The sequence below is a fragment of the Phaeobacter italicus genome (assembly GCF_019801785.1).
GTDB lineage: Bacteria > Pseudomonadota > Alphaproteobacteria > Rhodobacterales > Rhodobacteraceae > Phaeobacter > Phaeobacter italicus.
Genome location: NZ_JAHVIJ010000001.1, coordinates 207,368 through 233,699, shown reverse-complemented (window position 1 = coordinate 233,699; position 26,332 = coordinate 207,368). Strand labels below are relative to the sequence as shown.

The 26,332-nt window shown below is 62.2% G+C and carries 25 protein-coding genes and 1 tRNA gene; 11 read left to right on the top strand and 15 right to left on the bottom strand.

The features are described from left to right. Positions 1 to 21: 21 nt before the first annotated feature. The 3 genes from KUV39_RS01110 (at position 22) to KUV39_RS01100 (ending at position 4,544) form a co-directional block, all read left to right on the top strand. Positions 22 to 3,147: a MerR family transcriptional regulator gene (locus KUV39_RS01110; protein WP_222458707.1), complete on the top strand. Its 3,126-nt coding sequence runs from the start codon at positions 22 to 24 to the stop codon at positions 3,145 to 3,147. A gap of 102 nt (positions 3,148 to 3,249) precedes the next feature. Next, positions 3,250 to 3,326 (top strand) — tRNA-Pro (locus KUV39_RS01105). Positions 3,327 to 3,437: 111 nt separating this feature from the next. Continuing rightward, positions 3,438 to 4,544 (top strand): 2'-deoxycytidine 5'-triphosphate deaminase, encoded by a 1,107-nt coding sequence (locus tag KUV39_RS01100; protein WP_222458706.1) that lies wholly within the window; start codon positions 3,438 to 3,440, stop codon positions 4,542 to 4,544. A gap of 86 nt (positions 4,545 to 4,630) precedes the next feature. Here KUV39_RS01100 and KUV39_RS01095 read toward each other — a convergent pair whose 3' ends face one another. From KUV39_RS01095 to KUV39_RS01060, 8 genes are all read right to left on the bottom strand, one after another. After that, the gene (locus KUV39_RS01095) at positions 4,631 to 4,858 is read right to left on the bottom strand and encodes a hypothetical protein (protein WP_008561385.1); all 228 of its coding nucleotides are present in this window, start codon (positions 4,856 to 4,858) and stop codon (positions 4,631 to 4,633) included. Between the two features lie 189 nt (positions 4,859 to 5,047). Further along, a complete protein-coding gene (gene scpB, locus KUV39_RS01090; RefSeq protein WP_008562046.1) occupies positions 5,048 to 5,710 on the bottom strand; it encodes an SMC-Scp complex subunit ScpB in 663 nt (220 codons plus the stop codon). Continuing rightward, positions 5,710 to 6,501, bottom strand: a complete 792-nt coding sequence (locus KUV39_RS01085; RefSeq protein WP_008562210.1) for a segregation and condensation protein A — start codon at positions 6,499 to 6,501, stop codon at positions 5,710 to 5,712. Before KUV39_RS01085 ends, scpB begins: the two co-directional genes overlap by 1 nt. Next, complete coding sequence (nagZ, locus tag KUV39_RS01080; RefSeq protein WP_222458705.1) at positions 6,494 to 7,498, bottom strand: beta-N-acetylhexosaminidase; 1,005 nt, start codon at positions 7,496 to 7,498, stop codon at positions 6,494 to 6,496. Before nagZ ends, KUV39_RS01085 begins: the two co-directional genes overlap by 8 nt. A gap of 170 nt (positions 7,499 to 7,668) precedes the next feature. Then, the gene (locus KUV39_RS01075; protein WP_222458704.1) at positions 7,669 to 9,081 is read right to left on the bottom strand and encodes an SPOR domain-containing protein; all 1,413 of its coding nucleotides are present in this window, start codon (positions 9,079 to 9,081) and stop codon (positions 7,669 to 7,671) included. Between the two features lie 92 nt (positions 9,082 to 9,173). Beyond that, entirely contained in the window at positions 9,174 to 10,919 is a 1,746-nt protein-coding gene (gene argS / locus KUV39_RS01070) for an arginine--tRNA ligase (protein WP_222458703.1), read from the bottom strand. A gap of 148 nt (positions 10,920 to 11,067) precedes the next feature. After that, positions 11,068 to 11,367: a YciI family protein gene (locus KUV39_RS01065; RefSeq protein ID WP_037302475.1), complete on the bottom strand. Its 300-nt coding sequence runs from the start codon at positions 11,365 to 11,367 to the stop codon at positions 11,068 to 11,070. Positions 11,368 to 11,589: 222 nt separating this feature from the next. Beyond that, positions 11,590 to 12,765 (bottom strand): deoxyguanosinetriphosphate triphosphohydrolase, encoded by a 1,176-nt coding sequence (locus KUV39_RS01060; RefSeq protein WP_222458702.1) that lies wholly within the window; start codon positions 12,763 to 12,765, stop codon positions 11,590 to 11,592. Positions 12,766 to 12,860: 95 nt separating this feature from the next. On the opposite strand from KUV39_RS01060, the gene KUV39_RS01055 reads away from it, so the two are divergent. Further along, a complete protein-coding gene (locus tag KUV39_RS01055; protein ID WP_008560721.1) occupies positions 12,861 to 13,184 on the top strand; it encodes a HesB/IscA family protein in 324 nt (107 codons plus the stop codon). Positions 13,185 to 13,214: 30 nt separating this feature from the next. On the opposite strand, the gene KUV39_RS01050 is transcribed toward KUV39_RS01055, so the two are convergent. Next, positions 13,215 to 14,468: a DUF6902 family protein gene (locus KUV39_RS01050; protein WP_419555526.1), complete on the bottom strand. Its 1,254-nt coding sequence runs from the start codon at positions 14,466 to 14,468 to the stop codon at positions 13,215 to 13,217. 796 nt (positions 14,469 to 15,264) lie between these two features. Between KUV39_RS01050 and xth the strand changes: the two genes are divergently transcribed. Then, a complete protein-coding gene (gene xth, locus KUV39_RS01045) occupies positions 15,265 to 16,071 on the top strand; it encodes an exodeoxyribonuclease III (RefSeq protein WP_222458700.1) in 807 nt (268 codons plus the stop codon). 18 nt (positions 16,072 to 16,089) lie between these two features. On the opposite strand, the gene KUV39_RS01040 is transcribed toward xth, so the two are convergent. Both KUV39_RS01040 and dksA read right to left on the bottom strand, forming a co-directional pair. After that, positions 16,090 to 17,319 (bottom strand): FAD-dependent monooxygenase, encoded by a 1,230-nt coding sequence (locus tag KUV39_RS01040; RefSeq protein ID WP_046210038.1) that lies wholly within the window; start codon positions 17,317 to 17,319, stop codon positions 16,090 to 16,092. 119 nt (positions 17,320 to 17,438) lie between these two features. Next, the gene (dksA, locus tag KUV39_RS01035) at positions 17,439 to 17,861 is read right to left on the bottom strand and encodes an RNA polymerase-binding protein DksA (protein ID WP_037302882.1); all 423 of its coding nucleotides are present in this window, start codon (positions 17,859 to 17,861) and stop codon (positions 17,439 to 17,441) included. Between the two features lie 194 nt (positions 17,862 to 18,055). Between dksA and KUV39_RS01030 the strand changes: the two genes are divergently transcribed. Further along, positions 18,056 to 18,895 (top strand): AAA family ATPase, encoded by an 840-nt coding sequence (locus tag KUV39_RS01030; protein ID WP_008562943.1) that lies wholly within the window; start codon positions 18,056 to 18,058, stop codon positions 18,893 to 18,895. Positions 18,896 to 19,073: 178 nt separating this feature from the next. On the opposite strand, the gene KUV39_RS01025 is transcribed toward KUV39_RS01030, so the two are convergent. Both KUV39_RS01025 and KUV39_RS01020 read right to left on the bottom strand, forming a co-directional pair. Next, a complete protein-coding gene (locus KUV39_RS01025) occupies positions 19,074 to 19,454 on the bottom strand; it encodes a hypothetical protein (RefSeq protein WP_222458699.1) in 381 nt (126 codons plus the stop codon). A 43-nt stretch (positions 19,455 to 19,497) separates the two neighbouring features. After that, entirely contained in the window at positions 19,498 to 19,818 is a 321-nt protein-coding gene (locus tag KUV39_RS01020) for a monooxygenase (RefSeq protein WP_052724578.1), read from the bottom strand. A gap of 150 nt (positions 19,819 to 19,968) precedes the next feature. Here KUV39_RS01020 and KUV39_RS01015 point away from each other — a divergent pair, with 150 nt between their 5' ends. Beyond that, positions 19,969 to 20,850 (top strand): LysR family transcriptional regulator, encoded by an 882-nt coding sequence (locus KUV39_RS01015; RefSeq protein ID WP_244998186.1) that lies wholly within the window; start codon positions 19,969 to 19,971, stop codon positions 20,848 to 20,850. Between the two features lie 309 nt (positions 20,851 to 21,159). Here the strand turns inward: KUV39_RS01015 and KUV39_RS01010 are convergent, their stop codons facing one another. After that, positions 21,160 to 21,537 (bottom strand): helix-turn-helix domain-containing protein, encoded by a 378-nt coding sequence (locus tag KUV39_RS01010; protein ID WP_222458697.1) that lies wholly within the window; start codon positions 21,535 to 21,537, stop codon positions 21,160 to 21,162. A gap of 1 nt (position 21,538) precedes the next feature. Next, on the bottom strand, positions 21,539 to 21,916 hold the full coding sequence (locus KUV39_RS01005) for a hypothetical protein (RefSeq protein ID WP_008562373.1): 378 nt from the start codon (positions 21,914 to 21,916) through the stop codon (positions 21,539 to 21,541). A gap of 183 nt (positions 21,917 to 22,099) precedes the next feature. On the opposite strand from KUV39_RS01005, the gene KUV39_RS01000 reads away from it, so the two are divergent. The 4 genes from KUV39_RS01000 (at position 22,100) to rsgA (ending at position 26,322) form a co-directional block, all read left to right on the top strand. Then, on the top strand, positions 22,100 to 23,500 hold the full coding sequence (locus KUV39_RS01000) for a DUF2927 domain-containing protein (RefSeq protein ID WP_222458696.1): 1,401 nt from the start codon (positions 22,100 to 22,102) through the stop codon (positions 23,498 to 23,500). Between the two features lie 95 nt (positions 23,501 to 23,595). Further along, positions 23,596 to 23,763, top strand: coding sequence for a hypothetical protein (locus KUV39_RS00995; protein WP_008561732.1), 168 nt, complete (start codon positions 23,596 to 23,598; stop codon positions 23,761 to 23,763). Between the two features lie 50 nt (positions 23,764 to 23,813). Beyond that, a complete protein-coding gene (locus KUV39_RS00990; protein ID WP_222458695.1) occupies positions 23,814 to 24,998 on the top strand; it encodes a vWA domain-containing protein in 1,185 nt (394 codons plus the stop codon). A 238-nt stretch (positions 24,999 to 25,236) separates the two neighbouring features. After that, entirely contained in the window at positions 25,237 to 26,322 is a 1,086-nt protein-coding gene (rsgA, locus tag KUV39_RS00985) for a ribosome small subunit-dependent GTPase A (protein ID WP_222458694.1), read from the top strand. Positions 26,323 to 26,332: the final 10 nt, after the last annotated feature.

Sequence of the window (26,332 nt, the reverse complement as noted above, 5' to 3'; positions counted from 1 at the left end):
AACCACAGGACAATATTTCCAATGTCAAAATCACCGGACGCCTTCCGCACCATTAGTGAAGTCGCGGAATGGCTGGGGATCCAGGCGCATGTTCTGCGTTTCTGGGAAAGCAAGTTCACCCAGATCAAACCGGTGAAGCGTGCAGGCGGGCGACGGTATTATCGGCCCGCCGACGTGGACCTCTTGGGCAGCATCAAGGTGCTGCTGCACGATCAGGGCATGGCGATCAAGGACGTGCAGGCGCTGCTGCGCGAACATGGTGCGGCGCATGTTGCCTCTCTCGCAGATCCGGATGCCCCGTCCGCTGCGCAGGGTAGTGCGGCGGCATCGGATGTAGAGCCGATCGAGAATGCGTCAGCTGATCCAGTCCAAGGTGATGTGATCGAGGCCACTGTTGAGGCCACATTCGAGCCAGTTGAGCCACCCGCAGCGCCCGCCCCAACGCCCTCTGCCCCTGCGGCAGCCCCCGGCGCATGGGCAGAGCCCGCATCCCCCGCCCCGGCAACCGCTGCTCCTGCTTCTGCTCCTCAGGCGATGCCCCCGGCCGCTGAGGCGCCGCAAGTTGCGCCAACTCCAGTGCAGGCAGATCCGGCCCAGCCAGTACAAACCCAGCCAGTCCAAACCCAACCGGTACAGCCCCAGCCGGTACAGACCCAGCCGCAGATGCAGGCGCAGCCACAGGTGCAACCCACAGTGCAGCCCCCGGCGGCCCCTCCTGCTGCTGCAAGTGATGCGGCAGAGCAGGCCCAGCCAACAGCAACGCCAGCGCCCACCGCGCCGACCTATGCCGCCCCGGTTCAAGATGGCGTGACACAGGCCGCTGCGCCCACGCAGGCGCCTGCAGATCCCGCGCCGAGCTATCAACCGCAAGCCCCGTCCGCCTTGGCACATGGGGCCACAGCACCTACAGCTGCTGGCACCGGCGATGACACACCAGCGCCGCAGGCACCCGCAGCGGCTGTCACACCCCCAGCCGCGCCCGGCCCCGCGCCGAGTGTTCCGACGGCTTCGCCTTCGGTTTCTGTGGATCCGGTGCAGGCAGCGGTGTCCGAGACCGGAGACATCCACCCGCCAGAGCCGCAGAGCGAAACCGCATTGCCACAGACCAGCTTTGGCGCGGCGGCGGGCTCGTCTGCTGCGGTGCCTGCTTATGACAGCGCACCAACCGCGCCGCAGCCTGCGCAAAGCACCCTGTTTGGCGAGAGCACCGAGGCGCCCGCGCCCTCCCCCGCAGCACCCGTTTCTGCTGCGCCTTCCGCCGCTGTACCCGTGTCTGCTGCACCCACTTCTGCTGAACCTGTTGCCACGCCGCCTGCGCAACCGGCCACGTCTGACGGTGCGGGCGAACATTTGCAGCCCGATCTCTTGGGCGACCTGCCGCAGATCGAAGAGCCTGCCGACCTGATCGAAGCCGCAGATAGCCTGCCTTCGGATCTGCCCCCCGTGGCTGAGGTGGACAAGCTGGCCCCTGCGCCCGAGGACGTGGAGGCCGCCGCGGTCGAGGCCCCGTCTGCACCGCAGAGCCCCCTGCCTCAGGATACCGCCCCGGCGACGCCCTTTGCCGATGCGGTAGATGAGACCCCGGCCCCCAATGTCACGGATGCGCCCGCCTTTGCGGCGGACATGCCTGCGCAGACTGCCCCGCAGGAGGCTCCGGCCACAGATATCTTTGCGGCTGAGACCGCAGTGGATGCGCCAGCCGACCTGACTGAGGCGGCGCAACCTGTTGATGAGGGTTCAGATTTCACGCAGGCACCGGCTATGAATCCCGATCTGGGAGCCAATCCGGCCGAGGTGGAGATTGATCTGGCGGATCACACAGACGCGCCGGTATTTGACGCCGAGGCCGACCTGGACGACAACCCGCTTGCTGTAGCGGGCGCGTTGGATCAGGAACCGGCAGATGTTGCGCCGCTGGATGTGGCCGAAGCCCCCGCAGCCGCGCTGGTTGACGAACTGGGCGATGATCTTGGCGGCCATGCGGACCCCCTTGCCGAACCGCTTGCCGAAGCAGAAGACCTGCCCGATCTCGCAGCCCTTGATGGGGTGGACGTGGACCAAGCGCTTCACGACGCGCCCTATGAAAGCGAAGAGCCGACGCCCGAGGATGCGCCGCTTGATATGTTTGACGCGCCGCAGGAACCGGAAGCGGAGTTCGCGGCCGACATGGAAGCGGCAGCCGAGCCGATGGCAGCTGAGGACAGCGCACTGGATGACAGCGCGGCAGAGGATGTGCTTGCTGTTGATCCGGTAGAAACGGCGGAGGCAGAGACTTTTGCCCCGGATGATGCGCTGCACGATGCTGCGCAGGATCTGGCCGCCCCGATGGAGCAGGTGGCAGAGATCAGCCAGCCCATCGCAGGTGCAGAGGATGCGGGCAGTCCGGCAGAGGAGCCCACACAGGAGCTCGGCGATAGCGCGGATGTGGCGTCTGACGCGGTTGCGTTCGAAACTGACCTGACAGAGGCAGGCGCTGAGCAGCAAGACGCCGAGGCAGAGACCCAAGCCCCCGTTGTGACGCCCTTGTCTGAGGACGTGGCCGAGGTCGAGGCACCGGTGGAGGAAATCCCGGCAGAAGACATGTCTGCGGATATGGCAACAGAGCCTGCGGGCGCATCTGATGATGCACCCCTGTCCGATGAGGTGTCCATCGATCTGCCTGACGATCTAAAGGGCGATCTGCAGGACGACATGTCAGCGCCTCTCGCAGATGAGGGTGTGGCAGCTGAGGCCGAGACGGGTGAGGTTGCGGTGGACGCGGCTGAGACTGACGCGGGTGATACCCTCGCAGACGGGCTGGGCGAAGAGCTGGTGGCAGAACCTGCGTCAGACGCGCTGGCGGATATGGCGCCGCTGTCTGAGCCTGTGTCAGACCCGGAACCTGAGACCATCGCGGCAGAACCTGCCCCGCAAGAGCAGACACTGGATGCGACCGTCGCGGACGACGCGGCGGAGGAGTCGATGGATTCGCAGGGCGACCAATCCCAGGCCCAGCCATTGCGGGCGCGTGTGGTGATTGTGCCGGACCTTCGCGACGGTGTGCCAGAACCGCGCGCAGCCGTGCTGAGCCATCTGGCCGGCCTGGAGCGCGTGCCTGCCCATCTGCAGGACGAGATTGCCAATTGCCTGCGCGCATTGCGCGGCTGATCCCAACAGCGCGCGGGTGCTGCCCAGAAACTTGCAGATGTGGCGAAAAAATTTGGGTTTTTCGCTTGCCACTGCCGGAAAAAAGGGTAGAAACCAGCGCAACGGGCTATAGCGCAGCCTGGTAGCGCGTCCGTCTGGGGGACGGAAGGTCGCAGGTTCGAGTCCTGCTAGCCCGACCAAAATACCCCGCCCTCGCAAGGGGCTAAAAAACGCCCGCCCCTTTCTGGGGTGGGTGTTTTTGTATCTGCCTTTCGTGCAAGGTGTTGATAATTAAGCGTTGGGAGGATGGGATGACATCTGAGGGACAGACGAGCAGCGGCCTGACACAGGGCGTGCTGTCGGACCGGCAAATCCGGCAGATGATCACCGAGGGTGCGATTGGCGCCTCTTCCCCGATCCTGAACGATCAGATCCAACCTGCGAGCCTTGATTTGCGGCTGAGCGACTGCGCCTACCGGGTGCGGGCCTCCTTTCTGCCGGGCCGCGGGCGCACTGTGGCAGAGCGGCTGGAAGATCTGACCATGCATAAGGTGGCCCTGACAGGGGGCGCTGTGCTGGAAAAAGGCTGCGTTTATGTTGTGCCGTTGATGGAGCGGATCCGCCTGCCCCAAGGCATGACCGCTGCAGCCAGCGCCAAATCCTCGATCGGGCGGCTGGATGTGATGACACGGGTGATCACCGACCAGGGGGTCGAGTTCGACCGGGTGCCGGATGGCTATGACGGCCCGCTTTATGCCGAGATCTGCCCGCAGAGTTTCTCTGTCGTGGTGCAGCCCGGACAGCTGCTGACGCAGATCATCTTTCGCCAGGGGCGCACCTTTCTGAGCGATGCGGATTTGCGCGCCGTTCACGATGACACCCCGATCGTCTCGGGCACGCCGGTGATTTCGGATGGTCTTGGATTCTCTGTCGATCTGCGCCCCGAAAGCGGCGATCTGGTGGGCTACCGAGCAAAGCACCACACCGGCGTCGTCGATCTTTCCCGGCTGGGACATTATGATCCGGCGGAATACTGGGAAGAGGTGCGCACAACCAAGGGGCAGATCATTCTGGATCCCGGTGCGTTCTACATTCTGATGAGCCGTGAAGCGATCGCGATCCCGCCGCTTTATGCCGCGGAGATGGCGCCCTATCTCGCTATGGTGGGAGAGTTCCGGGTGCATTATGCGGGGTTCTTCGATCCCGGATTTGGCTATGCGGCTGCTGGCGGTGCCGGGTCGCGCGGTGTTCTGGAAGTGCGCTGCCACGATGCGCCCTTTGTGCTGGAGCATGGGCAGATTGTCGGACGTCTGGTTTACGAGCGGATGTCAGAGATGCCACAGCAGCTATATGGCGCAGAGATTGCATCCAACTATCAGGGTCAGGGGCTGAAACTGTCGAAGCATTTTCGCAGCTGAGCGGTCCTGACAGCTGACAGCGCACCCGGGACAATTTACTGAGATAGGCTACTGAGACAGCCGACTGGCTACAGGCTGCTGTGCAATCAGTCAGAACCCTGATCCCGTTTGGCGCGGCGGGCCTGACGGATCGCGCGGATGCGCTCGCGCTCTTCGATGGCGGCGCGTTCTTCTTCGGTCATGGGCTGGCTTTTGCCACGCCCCTTGCCCCGCGCACGTTTGCTGACGGCATCAAGCCCTGCATCAACGCCTGCGTTCACGGCACGCCCGACAACGCGGCGCAGGATCATGCGGAAAATCTGCTCAATGTTCATGATGCGGGCTCCTTGGTCTGCTCTGCCCGCTGATGCGGGTCGTTGTGACGGGCTCTGTCAGGCGACCTAGCCCAGAAATGTGGTGATTTCCAGGCACGGCTGCGTCATCCGCTCTGCCCGCCCCTACCCAGATGCAAAACGGGGCCCCTGTTGAGGGCCCCGCCTGTCTGAGGGGTCTGATGGCAGACCCTAGTCTTCGAACAGTTCTGGCTGTTCCTCGATCTCGTCGCTGTCGCCGCGTCCACCCAGCGGCAGGCTGCCCGGTGGTGGGCGGTTTTCCAACAGACCAGCGGCGCGCAACTCCTTGAGGCCGGGCAGATCGCGGGCGCTTTCCAGTCCGAAGTGATCAAGGAAAGTGGGCGTCACGACAAATGTCACCGGTCTGCCCGGTGTCATTTTGCGGCGGCCAAGGCGGATCCAGTCCATCTCCAGCAGTTGGTCGATGGTGCCACGCGATACCGAGACGCCGCGCACCTCTTCGATTTCGGCGCGTGTGACGGGCTGGTGGTAGGCGATGATCGCCAGTGTTTCGATCGCCGCACGAGAGAGTTTGCGGGTCTCGACCGTTTCCTTTTGCATCAGAAAGCCGAGGTCGGCGGCGGTGCGCATTGCCCATGCGTCACCAATGCGGACCACATGCACGCCGCGCCCTTCGTAGCGTTTGCGCAGATGCTCCATCGCGGTGCCCGGTTCGCAGCCGTGGGGCATGCGGGCTTCGAGATCGCGGATGGTGACCGGTTCGGCGCTGGCAAACAGCACCGCCTCGACCATGCGCTCCTGTTCGGCCATCGGCGGTGCCTCAAACAGGGTTTGGGTTTCTTCCCCAGCGGTGTTCTGGCTGTGGTCGTCCATCAGGTATCCTTGTCACGAATGCGCAGCTGGATGGGCGCATAGGTCTCGCTCTGTCGCAGTTCCAGGTGGCCTTCCTTTACCAATTGCAGCGAGGCCGCAAAGGTGGAGGCCGTGGCGGAGCGGCGTTTCATCGGGTCGGAGTGCCAGCCCTCGGGCAGATAGGTCAGCATGTCGGTCCAGCTGCCGGTGTAGCCGATCAGATGGCGCATCCGGTCAAGCGCCTGTTCCATCGTAAAGATCGCCTCGCGGTCCAGCACGAACGGGCGGAAATCATCGCGGGTGCGAATGCGGGCATATGCCTGCATCAGATCCAGAAGATTGGCCGAATAGCTGACGGTGCGGATGCGGGTCACATCCTCGCCCTGACCGCGCGCAAAGAAGTTGCGCCCCAATTGGTCGCGCGCCATCAGCTTTGCGGCGCAGTCGCGCATCGCCTGCAGACGCTCCAGCTGAAAGGCCAGATGCGCGGCCAGTTCCTCGCCTGAGGGGCCTTCCTCGGTCGGGTCGGGTGGCAGCAGCAGCCGGGATTTCAGATAGGCAAGCCAGGCCGCCATCACCAGATAATCGGCGGCCAGCTCAATGCGCAGCTCATGCGCCTTTTCCACAAACGCAAGATACTGGCGGGCCAGTTCCAGCACGGAGATGCGGCGCAGGTCGACCTTTTGCGTGCGCGACAGAGACAGGAGCACGTCCAACGGCCCCTCATACCCGTCCACATCCACGATCAGCGCTTCGGCGGCGAGCCGCTCTTCGACGCTGACCTCGTCGTCTTCAAACAGTGTTTCAGCCATATACCTGTCCGCCCATGAGGGCTGATAGTTCGGCCTCAGCCGCCGCTGTGTCAAGCATGGCGGGGCTGCGGCGGGCTGCTTCGGCACGTTCAGCGCGCGCCTGAGCTGCCGGTGTCATCTCGCCTGCGGCCTCGGCCACGGCGGTGCGTTGATCGAGTGGGGCATTGCAGAACAACACAACGTCACAGCCAGCCGCGATGGTGTCGCGGGCAATATCTGCGGCTGTCCCCTGCAGCGCCTTCATCGAAATGTCGTCGCTCATGATGAGGCCGTCAAAACCGATATCCTCCCGCACCACCTGCATCACCGTCGGAGAGAGCGTGGCGGGGCGTTCATCAAGGGCCTCATAGACCAGATGGGCCGTCATCCCCATCGGCAGATCGTTCAGAGCGCGGAAGGCTGCGAAATCCTCCTGGCGCAGTTGATCAAGTGGTGCGCTGATCCGGGGCAGATCAAAGTGGCTGTCCATGCTGGCGCGACCGTGGCCGGGGATGTGTTTCACCACCGGCACCACACCGCCATCCAGCAGACCGTCAGCGGTGGCGCGGGCGTTGGCGACAACGGCTGCAAGGTCGCGACCGTAGCAGCGGTTTTGCAAGAAGGGATGGGTGTCCTCGCTGGCGACATCCGCCAAGGGTGCACAATTGCTGTCGATCCCCACCTCGCGCAGCTCTTGTGCGATCAGCCGGGCGCGCAGATACATGGCGCGGCTTGCCCCCTCGCCTGCGGCCTGCACGTGATCCAAAGCGGGCTGCCACTGGCGCGCAAGTGGCGGGCGCAGGCGCTGCACACGTCCACCTTCCTGATCCACGGTGATCAGGCAGTCACGCCCAACCGCCTCGCGCAGCTCATCACACAGCGCTTGCGTTTGCGCAGCGCTTTCGATGTTGCGGGCAAACAGGATGAACCCAAAGGGATTGACCCGCTGAAACAACGCCTTTTCCTCGGCGCTGAGGCGGGTGCCTTCGGCATCTAGAATTGTGGCTCCGTATGGCATTGCTGTCCTCTTGTGCTGGGGCGCTGATACATCAGCGCAGGTCGGTGCGCCATGGCAGGATCGTTAAAACAGACAGGGTTACGGCAAGAGATTGCCATCTTTGCCGTCAGACCCAACGACAAACGCCCGGCTGGAGCCGGGCGCGAGAGAGCTTGACGCTTGGCATGGGCCTAGCGGGTTGTGACCGGGATGCAGTCGGCGTTGCCTGCAACCAATGCAGAGCAGAAGCGCCGCGCATCGGACAGATCCGCAAACCCCATCGCCCGCAGCCGGTAGAAGGTCCGCCCGCCGCTTTCGGCGCGCTGGATCACCCGTTTCTTGCCTTCGAGGTAGTCGCCAAACCGGCCAGAGATTCGATCCCATTCCGCGCGGGCTACCTCTGCGCTTTCATATGCGCCGAGCTGCGCCAGTCGCGTGCCTGCAGGCAGGCTGTCGGGCGACACTTCCTGGGTGCTGCGGCTGACCGGGGCGGGAGCAGCTGAGCGGGTGGGCGAGAACCGAGCAGGACGGGCAGCCGGGCGCAGCGAAACGCGCACGCCGGGGGCATTCAGCAGCGCCTGATTGGGGGCCGGAGCAACTGCGGCCACGGTGACCGGCTGGATCGGCTCTGGCTGAACGATGACAGGTGCTGCGGATGCAGAGAGTTCCTCGGCGCCTTGCAGCGTCGCATTATCAAGCGGTTCCACACCATCGGTGAGCTGCGCGACAAGCGCGTCGATTTCACCGCCCTGATAGGCGGCAACCGCCTCTTCGGAGAGGTCTGCGGATGTGGCAGGGGCGGCTGTTTGCGGCGCATCAACGCGCAAAGAGGCCTGCATGGGCTGGTCGTCTTCGGCCAGATCCACAGCCGGTGGTGCCAGTGTCAGGCGGTCCGCCGGGCTTTCGACGTTGCCGTTTGCGGCCACCGCGTTCACGGCGAGCCCCTGATGATCGGCAGGGCGGCCACCGGGGTTTTCGGGCTGCACACGCAGCGGTCCCTCAACCGCGCGCACAACCGGCACGCCAGAGACATCGCGCGAAATCAGCTGATAGCCCCAAAGGCCGATCCCAACCACAAGCGCCAAGGAGGCAACGGCGCCCAGAACACTGAACGCCTTTGACAGACCGGCACGCCCTGCCCCTGCGGGTTCGGGGGTAAAGCCGTATTCGTCATAGCGATGCCCCTGCTCCATCCCCGGTCCGCTGTAAGCGTCATGACCGTCGGCGTTGTACTGCGGCGGTTCGGGCTGGGCGAAATAATTGACGGCGGGCGCCGGTTCCACACGTGGGGCGACATAAGCATCAGCCTGCGCTTGTGGCTGCGGCTGATCTGTCAGGCCGGGCTGAAACGGTGTGGTGGGTTGCTGCGCAAAGATGCGCAGATTGCCCGTGCTTTGGGACTGCGCTGCCTGAAACTGGGTGTTCACTGGCTGCTGCGGTTCAAGCGGGGCCTGTGTGTTCAGAGGCTGAGGCTTGCCAAAGATGTGGCGCGGATCTGACGGATGGAGCTGGGATTCGCGGGTGTCATGGGAGGGGGCCGCATCGCGGTCCTCTCCACCATTGGAATACGACTGGCCGTGACCTGCCTGCGTAAAATACGCCATTTCCGCCTCACTGCCCGGCAACGGCGCGCTGACGCGCCGACCACGGGTTCTAATTGATGATCTGCCTCGATCCGGCGGCCTGGGCGATTTTGTTACCGCATCTCCTGCGCCGGTGTGACCCCAAGAATACCAAGACCGGCAGAAATGACAATGGAAACGGTTTTTGCCAGAGCCATTTTCGCATGTGTTGCAGAAGCGCTGCTCTCATTAACAAAACGTAAACCTTCATTCGTTTTGCCAAGGTGGTAGAGACCGTGCAGTTCGGATGCGAGATCATAGAGGTAGAAGGCGACGCGGTGGGGTTCGTTTGTGCGCGCTGCAATTTCCACCAGACGCGGCCATTCCGCGATCTTTTTGGCAACCGCCAGCTGGGCGTCGTCGTCCAGAAGGCTCAGGTCTGCGGCCGCGAGGGTTGCGTCATCCACGGCAATCCCGGCCTCTTCGGCCTTGCGCAGGCTCGAGCAGATCCGCGCGTTGGCGTATTGCACGTAAAAGACCGGGTTGTCCTTGGACTGCTCAAGCGCCTTGTCCAGATCAAAGTCAAAGCCCTGATCGTTCTTGCGGGTGAGCAGCATGAAGCGGGTCACATCCGGGCCAACCGCATCCACCACGTCACGCAGGGTGACAAAGGTGCCTGCCCGCTTGGACATTTTGAATTCCTGACCGTCCTTGAACAGCTTGACCAGCTGACACAGTTTGATGTCCAGCGGCACTTTGCCTTCGGACAGGGCCGAAACTGCAGCCTTCATCCGTTTGACATAGCCGCCGTGGTCGGCGCCAAAGACGTCGATCAGCATGTCAAAGCCGCGCTCTACCTTGTCGTAGTGATAGGCAATGTCCGGCGCGAAATAGGTCCAGGCGCCATCGGATTTCTTGACCGGGCGGTCCACGTCATCGCCGTGATCGGTGGATTTGAACAGGGTCTGCTCGCGCGGTTCCCAATCGTCGGGCTTCTTGCCTTTCGGCGGCTCCAGCACGCCCTCGTAGATCAGCCCCTTGTCATCGAGGCTCTTCAGCGCGGCTTCGATCAGGCCGGTCCCGTACAGGGATTTTTCCGAGAAGAATTTATCCATCTTCACACCGAGAGAGGCCAGATCCTCGCGGATCAGGTCCATCATCGCATCGGTGGCGAAGTTGCGGATTTCTTCCAGCCAGACCTCTTCGGGCTGGCCCACGTAGGCATCGCCCACCTTGGCCTTCAGCGCCTCGCCCACCGGGACGAGATAATCGCCGGGATAGGTGCCATCGACAAAGGCGACCTCTTGGCCGTGGGCTTCGAGGTAGCGCAGGTAGACGGAGCGTGCGAGCACATCAACCTGCCCGCCGCCGTCGTTGATGTAATATTCGCGCGTGACGTCAAAGCCCACGAAATCCAGCAGGCTTGCCAGCGCGTCGCCAAAGACCGCGCCGCGGGTGTGGCCGACGTGAAGCGGGCCAGTCGGGTTGGCCGAGACGTATTCGACGTTGACCTTTTTGCCCTCGCCCATGTTGGAACGGCCAAAGTTGGTGCCTTCGGCCAGAACATTGGACAGCACCGCCTGCCAGCTGCTCTGGTCCAGACGCAGGTTCAAAAAGCCGGGGCCTGCGACCTCTGCCGAGGTGACACGTGCATCAGCTGCCAGTTTGGTGGCGAGCGCCTCAGCGATATCGCGCGGCTTCATCTTGGCGGGTTTGGCCAGCACCATTGCGGCGTTGGTCGCCATGTCCCCATGCGCCGCATCACGCGGTGGCTCTACCGCGACATTGGCAAAATCGAGCCCTTCGGGCAGGGTGCCCTCGGCCACCATTGCATTGAGGCAGTCAAGCACAAGCGAGCGGATATCGGTAAAGAGGTTCATGTCTGGCGTCCCATTGGTTCGGCTTTGCGGATTATCACGCCCAGCCCAATGGTCAACCCCGCAGCCACGCCGAGGGGCCTGCAGACAGGGGTGGCGGCCGCAAAATGGGGTGCAAAGCGGCAGGAATTGCGGTGGAGTATCGCCGTGCTCAGGCCACCGGCGTGCCGGTTACGGGCAGGCGTCCCCATTCGGTGATCTGATAGCGGCGCAGCGAGGCGACGTAGTAGGGATCACGCAGGATCAGGCGCTCGACCTCATCGCGGCTTTCGGCCTCGACGTTCCAGATGGCGCCCGGGAAATCCTGCTGCGGGCGCATGGCAAGCGCGCCACCGATTTGCAGCTGCGGGTTGGCGCGAACAAAAGCGATATGGGCATCACGGCGGGCGCGGTCGGCCCGGATCCGGGCCATTTCGGGGGCGTCCTGAAACGTTACGGTCCAATGTGTCATGCGTCTGCTCTTGCTGCTGGCGGTTGGGTCGCGGTCTTTCCTGTTAGAAAAAGGAGAAACGTGGCGCATCGGTAGGGCCAGTTTGCGCAGGTCTTACCGCCAGTCGGCAATCGGCGCCCGCGCGGACGCGACGTCAGCCAGCGCCACCTGCCGCCAGCTGCCATCCCGTTTCAAGCGGCCCGGCCCTGTCTTGCCCTGTCCTGCCCGGACGCTTACCAGCGATCAGCGGTGCAGCTCTGCCTCGGCGCGGGCGGCCTCTTCGGGGAACAGGCGGCGGTGCTCTTGCAGGGCGAAACGGTCTGTCATCCCGGCGATGTAGTCAGACACCACCCGCGCCAATGCGATTTCATCCCCCGCTGCCGCGATATCGCCCTGCCAGCGATCCGGCATGTCCTGCGGATTGGCCAGAAAGTGGGGAAACAGGGTTTCCACGACCTTGGAGACCTGCGCGCGTTTCCGCATGACGCTGGGCGCCCGGTACATGCGCGTGAACAGAAAGGCGCGGATTTCCTTCAGATCGGGCCAGAGCCTGTCGGAAAACACCACCACCGGCGCGCCGAGATTGCGCACGTCTTCGACGCTTTGTGCGCCGCTGTCGGACAGGCGTTGTCTGGCGCCATCGATCACGTCGCTGACCATCACGCCAAAAACCCGGCGCAGCGCTTCATGTCTGCGGCGGCGACGATCCAGCCCCGGATAGCGGCTGTCCACTGCGCGATAGGCTGCACCGATCACCGGCAGGTCAGCGATATCATCGTCGGTAAACAGCCCCGCCCGCAGCCCGTCGTGCAGATCGTGGTTGTTGTAGGCGATATCATCTGCCAGCGCGGCCACCTGCGCCTCTGCGCTGGCGTGGGTGTGCAGTTCCAGATCGACGGCGGCATTACATTCCGCAAGCGCCCAAGGCAGGTCACCCACGACGGGGCCGTTGTGTTTGGCGATAGCCTCCAGCGTCTCCCACGTGAGGTTGAGCCCGTCGAATTCTGCGTAGTGGCGTTCCAGCGAGGTGACGATACGGATGGCCTGTGCGTTGTGGTCAAAGCCACCGTAAGGCGCCATCAGCGCATGCAGCGCGTCCTCGCCCGTGTGACCAAAGGGCGTGTGGCCCAGATCATGCGCCAGCGCGACCGCCTCTGTCAGTTCCTGATTAAGCCCAAGCGCCCCCGCGATGGTGCGCCCCACCTGCCCCACCTCGATCGAATGGGTGAGCCGGGTGCGATAGCTGTCGCCTTCGTGTTCCACAAAGACCTGTGTCTTGTGCTTGAGGCGTCGAAAGGCGCTGGCGTGGATGATGCGGTCGCGGTCCCGTTGGTAGGGAGAGCGGAAACTGCTTTCTTCTTCGGGGACTTGCCGGCCGCGGCTGCGGTCGGGCATTGTCGCATAAGGCGCGTAGCTCACTAATCTTTTCCCGGTCAATCTTGTCCCTTTGACAACACCTTTCTATATTATGGGAGCTGCTGCAACTGGGCAGTGACTGGCTTTGGAGACCTGACATGCAATTGCCCCCGAAAGTGACCGAGCGCGCCTTTGCACGGCTGGCCGAGATTGGGGCCGCCGATCAGGGCAAAGCGCTGCGCGTGGCTGTAGAAGGCGGCGGGTGTTCGGGATTTCAGTATGAAATCGCGCTGGACGCCCCGCAGTCCGATGATCTTGTGCTGGAAGGCCAGGGTGAAAAAGTCGTGGTGGATGAAGTCTCGCTGCCGTTTCTGGAAAACGCAGTGATCGATTTCACCGAAGAGCTGATTGGCGCGCGGTTTGTGATCGAGAACCCCAATGCGACCTCCAGCTGTGGGTGCGGCACGTCGTTTTCGATGTAAGCCATAGCTGCCTGGCGTGGGGCGGGATGACTATGGGCTGCCCTTTGGGTGGCCCTTTTGCATTGAACGGCGCGGCCTTTCATCATGCAGGTGTTTTTGCCCCCGGGCCGTTATGACATGCGCCTTGGCCGTGGCCTCGCCCTGCCTGCAGAAATGGTGCCAGAAGCGGGCGAAGTGATCGCTGCTGTGTTTTGTGTCAGCCAGATGGGCGGCGGCGGTCTGTCCCATCGTGGTGGTGATATGCGTGATGGCGTCGTCCACGCGGGCAGATCCCCCCTGCAAGAGCCACAGAGACAGCGGTGCCAGCAAGCCCGTCGCTTGAGAGGCGCGCACAGTCAGCGCTCCGCCGCACCACCCCGTCAGGTCGGCAAACGCGCCCTGCCCGGCCTGTCCCCGTGCCGCCACAGCGCGCCACCAGTGGCCCACGAAAAACGCGTGGTAGTCATCCGCCCCCACAACCGGCGTTGCGAGCAGGCGATAGGCGCCAAGGCTGCGCTGCAATGCCGCCTCCCATAGCGGCGGTGGGGGCTGGCCGAGATAGCGCAAGGCTATGCAGACCTCTGCCACCAGATCCCAGTCACAGTCGAGATAGGCCCAGAGCCCCACATGGATCAGGCTTTGTGTCGCCGTGTCAGGCAGCCCGGCGGATCTCCGGCCATAGTCTGTCAGGTAAAACACCACATGGGTCAGTTCATAAGCGCGGCGACGGTCGGGGATGGCAAAGCCTGCCGTATCGCTCGCAAAGCGGCGAAGACGGCTGCGCAGGCCTGCATGTTGCCCACCCGGATCCGGCAGCAGCACAGCCCGGCGCGCCAGCAGATGCTGCGCTTCGGCGCGCTGCAGATCGGACAGTTCACCACAGACCAGCCCGCGCGTCGCGATCCAATGCGCCAGTTGGCTGCCCGTGTCGGTCGCGCCGCCTGTCAGATCCTCGTAATCCAGACAGATCGACAGGATGAAACGATAGTATTGCGGAAAAAACTGCAGACGTCGGGGGGCGGTTTCAACGAAGGGCCGCAGATGCGCGAGGGCTGCCTCTCCCCCGTCGCATCTGCTGTGCCCGGTGCTGTTGAGAATCCCCAACAGCTCGGCGTTTTCCTTGAGCCAACCGACCTCCAGCTCATCCCGGCGGTGGCGTGCCATGCTTTCCACCAAGGGGGCCCAGGGCGCGCTGCTCTGACCTTTGCGAGTGAGGGGGTGCCCCACGTGGGCAGGACCTGCGTCGAGGGCCGCATCTGTGTCCTGCCGCTCAGGGCGCTTTGGAAAGGTCAGAATGGTCGCCATGTCAGAAAACGCCGCACTTGCGCCTTATGGATCAGCTCCCCGACGAAAAGAGACCGCTGGCGTCCCCTGTCAGGGCGGCCTGATGGTCGGCGGGTGCGGACCCTGATGAAAACAGCCCCGTTCCCCCGCCCTGATGCAGGGCTGTATCCGTCCTGTCTGAGCCGGAGGAAAACAGGCCAGTGGCGGCGCCCGTCAACATTGAGGCGTCTGCCCCTCGCGAAGAGAGGGCGGGTAATGCAGCAGCGGTTTGTTGTGGTTTCATTTTTGGTCTCCCCCAGAACAGAGTGATGCGGCGAAGAGCAACAGGCAGCCCGTCACCGCAAGCTGAGCCGACAGATGATCTGCGGATGGCCCCGCTCCCTTCACGGTTGAGTTGCCGCGGGCGCCCCACAAGCCAGAACCGTACGAGTCGGGTTATTTTATGCTGCGCTGATGGTGCAGCTTCTTTTGCTAAAGTGCCCCGCAGCCGCCAAAACCGCGGCTGCACACAGGTTGATCACAGCTTGCCCACAGAACCATCCACAGCCGCACCAACACAAAGGGGCGCCTGCCGGTGCCTTTCCGTCCTGTCAGCAATGCAAAACGCTGGGTGTCAGCGCCGCGCGTTGGGGGGATCGATTCGGCACCGCCCGTTTGGTCCGCCCGCCAGTCTGGTCCCTGTCTGGTCCGCGCCTGGTCCGCCAGTCCGGTCCGCTGCACACCACCAGAGCCACTTGCCCCGCAGTGTCAATTGGGCGATAGATCGGGGCCAATTGCGCGACAGATCGGGCACCCCGACCCAGGCAGGAGACCGGATATGAAAATTGCCACGTTCAACATCAACGGCATCAAGGCCCGCATCAACGCCCTGCCCGAATGGCTGGACGATGCGCAGCCCGATGTGGTTGTGCTGCAAGAGATCAAATCCGTGGACGAGGCCTTTCCGCGCGAGCTGTTTGACGATCGCGGCTATAATGTCGAAACCCATGGCCAAAAGAGCTTTAACGGCGTTGCCATCCTGTCAAAGCTGCCGCTGGAAGATGTGCGCCGGGGCCTGCCGGGGGACGACAGCGACGAACAGGCGCGCTGGATCGAAGCCACCGTGGTGGGTAAACAGGCGATCCGGATCTGCGGGCTTTACCTGCCCAATGGCAACCCCGTTGAGCTGAACGCCGATGGCACCCCGGTCGAGGGGGGGAAATACGCCTACAAGCTGGCCTGGATGGAACGGATGCGGGCCCGTGCGCAAGCGCTCTTGGATGAGGAAATGCCTGCGCTGATGGCCGGAGATTACAACATCATCCCGCAGGCCGAAGACGCCAAAAAGCCCGAAGCCTGGCTCGAAGATGCCCTGCATCGCCCCGAAAGCCGCGCCGCGTTTCAGCGCATCGTCAACCTCGGCTTTACCGAGGCCTTTCGCGCCCGCCACCAGGGCCCGGGTCATTATTCGTTCTGGGATTATCAGGCCGGAGCCTGGCAGCGCGACAATGGCATCCGCATCGACCATTTCCTGCTGAGCCCACAAGCGGCAGATCTGATGCTGGATTGCCAGATCGACAAGGATGTGCGCGGCCGCGACAAACCGTCAGACCATGTGCCGGTCTGGGTGGAGCTGGATATCTGAGGTGACAACAGCCCCTGCTTAGGCAGGGGTGACAACCGGACCGCTGGAATCTGCGTCCCCGTCTTCGCCGAGCGGCTGATGCCCGGCAGTGACGTCATGACCGTAGATCCAGTCGAACTGGCGCACCATCCGTTCCGGCGCAAGGCGCCCACCAAGGCGCAGGATCTGATGCGCAGGCCAGGCCAGCGGCTGGCGCAGATGGTACTTCCATGCATTGCCCGTGGCAGCATCCACCACTTTGGCGGCGCGCTCGCGGCGGCGCAGTTGATAGCTGGCCAGCCCCTCTTCGAGCGTCGCAGCGCTGCGCAGGGCATCGACCAGCACCCAGGAATCTTCGAGCGCGAGATTGGCCCCCTGGGCCATGAACGGCAGTGTCGGGTGGGCGGCATCACCCAGAATAGCAAGATTGCCCTTGTGCCAGTGATCTGCCACCGGATGGCGGAACAGGCCCCAAAGCGCCACGTCCTCAACCTGCTCCAGCAGGCCCGCAGCATGACCGCCGAACCCGGCAAAAGCGGCGCGCAGGTTTTCGGGATCGTCCTTGTGGCTCCAGCTTTCTTCGGCCCAGCCCTTGCGTTCCTGCACGGCGACGAGGTTCATCAACCCGCCGTCGCGCAGCGGATAGGTCACGAGATGGCGACCGGGGCCCATGTAGACCTGCGCCTCTGGCGGGTGGTTGTTGAGATTGGCAACCGTCGCGCGCCAGGCCACCTGACCGGTGAACCGGGGGGCAGACGCCCCGTTCAGCGCGATGCGCGCGCGGGAATGAAGACCATCGGCACCAACAACCAGATCACCGCCACATTGTGCGCCGTTGGCCAGATGCACGACCGACCGCTGCGCGACGCTGATCCGGTCCACCTTTTGCAGCAGACGCACCCGCACCCCGCGGCGGCGCACCGCATCGGCGAGCAGTCCGATGAGGTCGGCGCGATGCACAAAATAGAAATTCTGCCCCGGCGAATAATGATCGAGATCGAGCCGCAGCACCTCGCGGCCATAGCGATGGCTGCGCAACACGACAGCGCGGCCGCGCTGGGAACACCAGGCCAGATCGTCGGCCAGCCCCAACGCGCGCAGCACGGCAACGCCATTTGGGCTCACCTGGATGCCGGCGCCCACCTCGGCGATGGCGTCCGCCTGCTCCAGAACAGTCACCTTTGCGCCCTGCTGGCTGAACGCAAGCGCCGCCGCCAGGCCACCGATGCCCGCACCGATGATGGTGATTTTCTGGTCCTTGAGCTTCATTCTGTCCTGTTACCCGTGTGTTCCACCTGCCCCGCGCGGCGAAACGATGCCCCCAGATATACGAAAAACGCCGGAGCAAAAGGCCCCGGCGTCAGAATTTTTTCAGATTCGCAAGAAAATCAATCGTCGCGGTGCACTTTTTCGCGACGCTCGTGTCTTTCTTGTGCTTCGAGGCTCATTGTGGCGATCGGGCGTGCGTCCAGTCGCTTCAGCGAGATCGGCTCGCCGGTGACTTCGCAGTAGCCGTATTCGCCTTCGTCGATGCGGCGCAGGGCTGCGTCGATCTTGGCCACGAGCTTGCGCTGGCGATCCCGGGTGCGCAGCTCCAGTGCGCGGTCGGTTTCTTCGCTGGCGCGGTCCGCAACATCGGGGATATTGCGGGTGTTATCCTGCAGGCCCTCGATTGTGTCGCGACTGTCGGACAGAAGATCCTGTTTCCATTCGTGCAGCTTGCGTCGGAAATACTCAAGCTGACGGTCGTTCATGAAGGGTTCATCGTCAGCTGGACGATAGTCATCCGGTAGAAACAGCTCTTGCTTCATCTCACTACCTTTGGTCTGCCCCATTCTGCCGGTCTCTCTCAGTATTAATTACAAAACACAGCGGTCTCCCCCCGCATGTCGCAGCGTTTATCCCCAAAGCGGCCGATTGTCACTACACAATAGTACGCACAAAAGGGTAAAACCGCCGCAGAAACGCCACCGTGCGTTGTGGACAGGCAGAAGGCGAGAAAGTGATGCAGTTTCAGGGCACAAAGGATTACGTAGCGACAGATGACCTCAAGATTGCGGTCAATGCGGCGGTCACGCTGGAACGTCCGCTGCTGGTCAAGGGCGAACCGGGCACCGGAAAGACGGAATTGGCACGCCAGGTCGCCGATGCGCTGGGGCTGCGGATGATCGAATGGAACGTCAAATCCACCACCCGTGCGCAGCAGGGTCTGTATGAATATGACGCCGTCAGCCGCCTGCGGGACAGTCAGCTGGGCGACGAGCGCGTTCACGACGTCAAGAACTACATCAAAAAGGGCAAGCTCTGGGAAGCCTTCGAGGCGGATGAAAAGGTTGTGCTGCTGATTGACGAGATCGACAAGGCCGATATCGAATTCCCCAATGACCTTTTGCAGGAACTCGACAAGATGGAGTTCCATGTCTACGAGACCGGCGAGACGATCCGCGCCCGTCAGCGCCCGATCATGATCATCACCTCCAACAATGAAAAGGAACTGCCGGACGCGTTTCTGCGCCGCTGTTTCTTTCACTACATCCAGTTTCCCGATGCCGACACCATGCGCAAGATCGTCGAGGTCCATCACCCCGGCATCAAGGACAGCCTGCTGACCACCGCGCTGACGCAGTTCTATGAGATCCGCGACACTGCCGGGCTGAAGAAGAAGCCGTCGACCTCAGAGGTGCTGGACTGGCTGAAGCTGCTCCTGGCGGAGGATCTGAGCGCTGAGGATCTCAAACGCGACGGCGCAGACGCGCTGCCGAAACTGCACGGCGCGCTGCTGAAGAACGAACAGGACGTGCATCTCTTTGAACGGCTCGCCTTCATGGCCCGCGGCCGCCGCTGACCTGCCAGACATCGGAAAGACAAAAAGGCCCGCCCCCGTCGCGGGCCTCACTTGTTCGCGGGGGGGGGGCTGTGGCAAGACGGTGGCCTTGCTGAAAGCTCCGCTCAAGAGCGAGCATCGTTCCACAGTTTCTCTTAACAAAGCTCGGAGCGGCGCGCTCCGAGCGTGTTCCCGAACATCAGGACTGAACCGATCTCTTGAGTTGCAACAAACTCATCACCGCCAGAAATGCAAAGAAAGCGGGGTCCGACCAGCCAAAGCCTGTGAAGATGCCTGTCAGTGCCGCATAAAGCGTTACGACAAAACCGAGTACGTTGGTTGCCATCAGCCCGATCAGCAGCTTCTGCGAAGCTGTCTCATCGGCCACATCCCGAAACAGAAACCCGATAATGGCAATCCCGCCAAGAAAAATGCTGTTGTGCTGGGACAGGAACCAGGCGTAGCGGTCATTCAATTCCAAGCCATAGTTTGGCCACAGAAAGCCAGGCAGAAAAAACAACGCAAAAGCAAAGAACGCATAAATCGCGCTGTGAACGGTCAGGAATGTTCGATTGCTCATCTGAAAGCTCCTTATATCTGTACAAGCGTGAGGGAAGTCACGATCAGACTGCCTCACCCAAGGGGGCATTGGTTATCGCACTGAGGTCTTCCATAATATCGAACACATGGTCCGACGTTACGGTGACGCCGATTGCCGCGAGCCGCTTCATATGCATCGCCTTGTAGGTTTCAAGTGCGGCGATATCTCGAAACAGATAGGTCGAACCGAAATCACCACTGCTCCCATCGACGGTCCAGATTTTCCAAATTACCCCAGTTTCCTGAGATATGCTTTCAGCCAAACGCTTGGTGCCTTCAGCAAATTCTTCGGTCATGGGGCCGTCATATGCCATGTGCAGGTCCCAGATTTTCATCTTGCTCATTAGATTTGTCCTTTTCCTTCCGGCTCTGGCTTAGAGTGTGGCGAAGCGCTGGGCTTCCATTGCCAAGCAAGATATTCAAGGACTAATGTTAGATAAATAGGAGCAAACAGATCACAATGTACGGAATATCTAACAATGAGACGCAATGAGTTGAGCGACGTATCGATATTCGTGGCAGTTGCTCAAGAAAACGGTTTCCGCGCGGCTGCTGACAAACTGAAACTTGGCGCGGGTTCGGTAAGTGAGGCTGTCCAGAGGTTTGAAGATCGCCTTGGCGTGCGTCTGATCGATAGATCGACCCGGGCCATTGCCCTGACAAAAGCGGGCGAACTTCTCTATCGCCGCAGCCTGCCAGCAATCAATGATCTGGAAACAGCACTGAAAGATGTTCACGACCTAAACGAGGGTCTGTCGGGTACGGTTCGGTTAACGGCCCCGACCGTTGCGGGCCGTTTGTTTCTGGATGACCTAATCACAGGATTTGCGAAAGAACATCCGGCGATGGCGATAGAACTTATCTATGACGAGGCAAAAGTCGATCTCGTAACCAGCGGGATTGATGCCGCGATCCGCGCTGAAACATTGCTTGATCCAGACACATATGCATTCCCAATTGGCCCTACACAGCAGATGACGATTGTCGCGTCCCCCGACTATCTAGCCGAAAGCCCACCCTTAGAGGAACCGGCTGATGTGGCGCTACATAGCGGGGTCTGTTTCGCCATCGCAGGCGCCGACAAGCTGGCCCCGTGGGTATTTGCAGGCACAGACGGCCCCTATTCGGTCATGCCGCACCCCAAGATCGTTACCAACAACGTGACCTCAATCCTTGAAAGCGCAAAGGCCGGACTTGGGCTGGCCTATATCTTTGCTAGCTCTGTAGAAAACTCGCTGGCAGACGGCAGGTTGGTTCAGGTCCTGGAAGGCCAGACCGCCGCTTTGCCCCGGTTCTCCCTGAACTATCTGTCCAAGCGAAATATGCCTCCCCGTGTCAAAGCTTTCGTTGATTATGCAAAACGGTACAATCCTTAGAAAAATCGCACAGCTCTGCACTATCAAACAAGTTCCGTTTCTTGGAACCCAACTTAGATTTCGTTGGAGCTTCATCCCGCGTCCAACATGAGGCGGCTCACGGAACTTTGCATAGCGCGACTATCTGCCCAAAGTAGTCACCTGAACTTAGCGCAACATCCGTCACTCCAGGCTCAAAGCCCGATTTCGCTGCGTGGGGTTGGAGGTTGGTTGTCCGGGGACACGCCAGTCCCTTGGCAACGCTCTCCCTACGCATTGCTGACCTGCCTTGCGCCCCATGTCGTGGCCGGGGTGGTCTGGGGCGGGGGCTCAGTAGGCTTCGCGCAGGAAGCGTTCTACACGCTCTGGATCATCCTCAATCATACGCAGCAGAATGCGAGCGGGGCGTTCGGGCAGGCGGCGGCCCTGTTCCCAGTTGCGCACCGAGCCGAGGCGAAAGCCGAAGTGGCTGCAAAACCGCTCCTGCGACATGCCGAGCGATTTGCGCAGGCGCACGACATCGACCATCGGCACTTCGCGGCTGGCGACGGTTTCCAGCGGCGCGGTGCCTGCAATATCCGCCTCCATCTGCTGCAGCGCCTGCGCATCACGCGCCGCCTCGCGCGACTGGGATGTCTGGGACGTCTGAGGCGCGGAGATCTCTGCCGTGTGTTTATCCGGTCTTGCCGTTTTTGCCGTTTTTGCCATGTCAGCCCCCCTCCTTCAGCAGGGACACGATCCGTGACTTGACCACATCAACCGCGATGTCGCGGACCAGCTTTGCCCCATCTGCCATGCGACCACCCAAACCGCTGGCCGGTGTGCGGCGATGGAGGCGCAGGATGTAGACCAGCAAGAGATCCGGGCTGGCCTGATAGAGCCGGTAGCGCAACACCAGATCGCCGCTGTGGTGGTGGTAATCCTCGTCCGTTTTGCGCCCGATCGTGGGGTCGCGCACCAGGGTGGCGATCAGGCGGGCCAGCTCATCCTCGTCCAGATAGGCATGGATCGCATCCTCGATCGCGACCTGTGTGATGCGGTAATCCACCCGCAGGCAGTTGTGGTTCTCTTTGCGAATATACGCCATTGGCGTAGCCTTTTCAACCTGCGTGCATCGGCGACCCTGATGACGGTTGGGGCGCTTTCATCAAATATCCGTGGCACCGGGGTCCGGTGGGTGGCAAAATCAGCCAAGTATCTGCATGGTCATAGCACTGATTTTTAACCCTGTCTTGGCACAAGCTTGGGCCACAGCAACAGGAGATGCGGCTTGCCTGCCACCTGCACCACCCCTGCCCCACGCCACGCCCTGCACCGCGGGCTTGCCGCTTTGGCGTTGTGTTGCGCGATGGCTGTAGCAGGCTGCGCGCCCCAAGGCGGCACCCCGCCTGATCGGGCACGGCGGGATCTGGCGCCTTTGGCACCGGCCAAGAGCTTTGCCCGTGCGCATCCGGTCGCACCTGCACGGGCCAATGCCGATATTGCCCGCGATTTTCTTGATCTGCATTTCCGCCTGGAAAGCGGCACGGAGCTCGCGGTCTTCAGCCGCTTTGAAGGGCCCATCACGCTGCGTGTGACGGGGCGGCCCTCTGCCGGGCTGATGCGGGACCTTGAGGCGCTGATCGCCCGGTTGCGCCGCGAGGCCGGGCTCCGCATCAGCCTGACCACGGCAGAGGACGCCAACATCACAATCGAGGCGGTTTCGCGCAAGGCGATCCGCCAGGCCTCGCCGCGGGCGGCCTGTTTCGTGGTGCCGAACGTGACCTCGCTCAAGGAGTTTCGCCGCAACAAGCGACGTCCGGCCACCAACTGGGCCAATCTGCGCCAGCGCACGCGGCTGGCGATCTTTGTTCCAAATGACGTGAGCGCGCAGGAAACCCGCGACTGCCTGCATGAAGAGATTGCCCAGGCCATTGGCCCGCTGAACGATCTCTACCGGCTGTCGGATTCGGTGTTCAACGACGACAATGTGCATACCGTTCTGACCGGTTTTGACATGCTGATCCTGCGGGCCACCTACGCGCCAGAGCTGCGCACCGGCATGCGCCGGGCAGAGGTTGCCGCCCGGCTGCCTGCGATCCTGGCGCGGATGAACCCGGCCGGACACAACCGTGCCGCCCGTCCGCTACCGGCGACCCCACGCAGCTGGATCCGCGCGACCGAAGGCGCCCTGAGCCCCGGCGTGTCCCGCGAGGCGCGTCTGGCCGCAGCCCATCGCGGGGCCGCCATTGCGCGCGAACTTGGCTGGCAGGATCATCGCCGCGCCTTCAACCACTATATTCTGGGGCGCATCCTGCAACGCGAAGATCCGGTTCTGGCGCAACGCCATTTTGAAACCGCGCTCAGCTATCTGCAGGGCAGCCACGACAGCCCGATCCTGCGCGCCCGTATCGCGACGCGCATGGCGGCCTTTGACATCACCCGCGGGGCGGGTCGTCAGGCGCTGGCACGCATCACGCCGTCGCTGCCGGTCGCGGCGCGCAGTGAAGATGCGGTTCTGTTGTCGACCCTGATGCTGTTGCAGGCCGAGGCGCTGGATCTGGAAGGGCAAACTGACGCTGCGCGCGCGGTCAGGCTGGACAGTGAAGGGTGGGCGCGATACGGCTTCGGCTCCGATTGGGCGGTACGCGGCGCCATGCGCGAGATCGCAGCCCTGGCTCCGCCACGCTGATCGGAAGGGGCCAGGTCTGGTGGGCGCAGCTGCGCTTGACCTGCTGGCGCAGGGCCCCATCTGAGACACGAATGTTCAAATAGACGGACCTTGGCATGATCGTAATCGGCGCACTGATCCTTGGCGCAATCCTGGGGGCCCTTTCGGCCAAAAAACGCGGCGGCAACACCGCTGATTTGCTGCAATATGGCGCTGTATATGCCATCGGCTTTGGTATTGTCGGGCTGCTTGTGACGATTTTCGTCGACCGCGCGCTGATGTGATCCCCTTTGGGGCTGCGCGCCTGACCTGACGCCGCCGAACGGAGACATCCATGTTTCAGCCCTTCTTTGAAAATCTGCGCAAGGCCGCGATCCCGGTGTCGTTGCGGGAATATCTGACCTTTCTCGAGGGGCTGAAGGCGGGTCTTGTGACCTATGACATCGAGGCGTTCTATTTTCTGGCCCGCGCTGCGATGGTCAAGGATGAGCGCAATATCGACAAATTTGACCGGGCGTTTTCGGCCTCTTTTTCAGGGCTGGAAGAGCTGCCCGCCGAGGCCGTTCTGAATGCTGTCGACATCCCCGAAGAGTGGATCCGCAAGATGGCGGAAAAACACCTGAGCGAGGAAGAGCGCCGCGAGATCGAGGCGCTTGGCGGGTTCGACAAGCTGATGGAGACGTTGAAGGAGCGGCTGAAGGAGCAGGAAGGCCGCCACCAGGGTGGCAGCAAGTGGATCGGCACTGCAGGCACCTCTCCCTTTGGGGCCTATGGCTACAATCCCGAAGGGGTGCGCATCGGCCAGAAGGAAAGCCGCCATCAGCGCGCTGTGAAAGTCTGGGACAAGCGCGAATTCAAAAACCTGGATGGGGATGTCGAACTGGGCACCCGCAACATCAAGGTCGCGCTGAAACGCCTGCGTCGCTGGGTGCGCGAAGGCGCGGCGGAAGAGCTGGACCTTTCGGGCACAATTCGCGCCACTGCGGAACATGGCTATCTCGACGTGAAAACCCGCCCCGAACGCCACAATGCCGTTAAGGTGCTGCTGTTTCTGGATGTGGGCGGGTCGATGGATCCGCATATCAAGGTGGTTGAAGAGCTGTTCTCTGCCGCGCGCAGCGAGTTCAAGCATCTTGAATATTTCTATTTCCACAACTGTCTTTACGAGGGCGTCTGGCGCGACAACCGCCGTCGCTGGGACGCGCAGACCCCGACCCATGAGGTGCTGCGCACCTATGGGCCTGACTACAAGTGCATCTTTGTGGGCGATGCCTCTATGTCGCCTTACGAAATTGCCTACCCCGGCGGGGCCAACGAACATTGGAACAAGGAAGCGGGCCAGGTCTGGCTGGAGCGGGCCCGCGCGCAATGGTCTTCGAACCTGTGGATCAACCCGGTGCCAGAGGCATATTGGGGCCACACCCATTCGATTCAGATGATCCGCGAGATTTTCAACGACCAGATGGTGCCGATGACCTTGGCCGGGCTGGAGCGCGGGATGCGCGAGTTGACGCGCTGACCGGCAGCACCACGCCACCCGACTTGCCAAGTTGGCCGCCCTCGGCTAGATCAGTCGCAGCGAATTGGAGATTTTATGTCCTGGTGAAAATGGGGCGGCAGAGGCCTCCCCGGATTGCAGATTGCTCCGGAGTTGACGCGCTGCCCTGTCGGGCAGGCGACAGGAGTGGTTTGCGCACGCTTCACCTGACACCTAGATCCAGGCCAGACCTGCGATCCGATCATGAAAGATTTTCCCAATGATCCGGGATTACTCCCAATTCCTCTCTTCCGCTGAGAGCACGAAACCCGCCCCTTCACCGCTGGAACAGCTGGGGTGGCAATCATTTTTTGCCCGCCAGACCGATCTGGATGAAATGGCCAGCGCCCCACCTGTGCGCATCACCGAAGTCAACCGCAACGGGCTGCGCGCCCTGGGCGATGGCGTGGATCTTGTGATCCCGCCCGGACCCGAGGCAACGGTGGGCGACTGGTTGATGCTGAACAAGGAACTGCCGACCCACAGCCGCATTCTGGAACGCAAAAGCCTGATCCGGCGACGCGCCCCCGGCAAGGATCGCAAGATCCAGCTGATTGCGGCCAATATCGACACGATGTTTGTCGTGACCTCCTGCAATGCCGATTTCAATATCGCCCGACTGGAACGGTTCATCGCTATGGCCTTTGACGCCGAGGTCTCGCCGGTCATCATTTTGACCAAGATCGACAAATGTGATGACCCGCACCCCTATATCACCGAGGCGGAGACCCTGTCGGATCATGTGCCTGTTGTGGCATTGAACGCCAAGGCCGATGATGTGCGCGAAAAACTGGGGGCTTGGGTCAAACCGGGCCAGACCATTGCGTTTCTCGGGACGTCCGGGGTTGGAAAATCCACTTTGACCAAGGCGTTGGGCGACGATCTTGATATCGAAACCCAAGGCATTCGCGAAGACGATGCCCGTGGGCGGCACACCACCACGCGACGGCAGCTTTACTTTATCGAAGGGGGCTGTGGGGTGTTGGATACACCTGGGATGCGCGAATTGCAGCTCACCGATGCTGCGGCCGGGGTCAGCGACGTTTTTGCCGACCTGGAAGACCTGGCCACCCAGTGCCGGTTCCGCAACTGCGCCCATGAGGGCGAGCCGGGCTGCGCTGTTCAGGCTGGCATCCAGGCCGGAGAGGTAGACCCTGCCCGCCTGGATCGCTGGCGTAAGCTGGCGGCGGAAGAAGCGCACAACTCCGCCTCGCTTGCCCAGCGACGGGCCAAGGACAAGAGCTTTGGCAAGATGGTGAAAAGCGCAAAGACCGCAAAAGCTGCCAAGAAGCGTAGTCGCAAGTAGCGCCTTTGCT